The organism is Desulfoferrobacter suflitae (assembly GCF_022603395.1).
GTDB lineage: Bacteria > Desulfobacterota > Syntrophobacteria > Syntrophobacterales > Syntrophobacteraceae > Desulfoferrobacter > Desulfoferrobacter suflitae.
This window is the reverse complement of sequence record NZ_JAIBKA010000037.1, coordinates 1-1302: the sequence shown is the minus strand read 5'-3', so window position 1 is coordinate 1302 and position 1302 is coordinate 1. Positions and strand designations below refer to the sequence as shown.

Below are 1302 nucleotides of genomic sequence, written 5' to 3'. Positions count from 1 at the left end.
CGGTTAATGAGTACCCGGAGTTGAAAAAAGAAAATGGACATGGCAATAACCCCAGTTGTTTGACTGTGATCGAACAACGGGAGGGGAAATCAAGCCATGTCCACATCCATACTTTACCATGCTTTCGGTCTGAAGGGTATTCACTATGAATCCACTCACTTTTTGGGAGATTGTATTTACATCAATGCCCGAATGACAGATCAATATGTGAGATGTCCAGAATGCAGAAATCGAAAAGCCAGCTTCAAAGGCCAGAAAAGAAGACTTCTGCGTATGAGTCCCATTGGAAGGAAGAGGTGCTTCTTGGACCTTTTGCTCCACCGACTCAAATGCCTCAGGTGCGGACATCTTTGGTGGCCCACTCTGCCCTTTATGGATGGCAAACACCGTTATGTCAGGTCCTTCGCACTGACAGCTTTGGATCTTTTGAAGTTCGGCACCATCCGTTCGGTCGCGGAGTACCTGGCAGTGGGCTGGGATCTTGTCAAACAGATCCACAAGGAGCGCCTCTCTTTGCTCTACAGGTCGGTTCCCTTGCATAAAGTCAAATACCTTGGAATTGATGAGTTCAGCATAAGAAAGGGCCATGAATACATGACCATTTTCGTCAATATCGAGGATGGAAGAATTCTGCATGCCGTTGAAGGCAGAAGTAAAGAAAAGATCCAACCCTTCATCGAAAAGCTCTCCAAAAAGGCAAAGAAACTCACTGCGATCGCCATGGACATGAGCGGAAGTTATTATTCTGCTGTACGTGGGTGGCTGCCTCATGTTGATATTGTCTTTGACCGTTACCACGTATCGGCTCTCATGAACCAGGCCATTGATGAAATCCGAAGAGGCCAGCAAAGAGAATTGGACAACCTCGGACAAAAAGCTCTCAAAGGGAATCGCTTCCTACTCTTGAGAAACTATGATTCCCTTGAGCCTGATCGCAAGGCCCGACTTGATGCCCTCCTTAAGGCCAATCACCCCCTTTTCATTGCTCATTCCATGAAAGAACAGTTGCGACTCTTTTGGGACGAGGACTTTGACAGTGCAAAGAGCTTCCTTGAAGTGTGGATTAAGGATGCCATGCAATCTGGAATCGGCCCCCTTGCCAAGGTGGCCAAAACTCTGGCTGGCTACAAAACAGGGCTTCTCAACTATTTTAAATATTCTATCACCAGTGCCGTTGTCGAAGGAACCAACAACAAAATCAAAACCCTTAAAAGGCAGGCGTATGGGTTCCGAGATATGGTCTACTTTAAATTGCGACTCTATCATCTCCACACCCAGAGGTACTCATTAACCGGATGAACC

The 1302-nt window shown here is 46.7% G+C and carries 1 protein-coding gene; it reads left to right on the top strand.

Going from position 1 to position 1302, the window contains the following annotated elements; genetic code table 11:
- The first annotated feature begins 96 nt into the window (after window positions 1–96).
- A complete protein-coding gene (locus tag K1V27_RS22475) occupies window positions 97–1299 on the top strand; it encodes an ISL3 family transposase (protein ID WP_309574017.1) in 1203 nt (400 codons plus the stop codon).
- Window positions 1300–1302: the final 3 nt, after the last annotated feature.

What these genes read in the sequence shown, in the direction of transcription:
- K1V27_RS22475 (WP_309574017.1), top strand. Translation starts at nt 97, where the DNA reads ATGTCCACATCCATACTTTACCATGCTTTCGGTCTGAAGGGTATTCAC.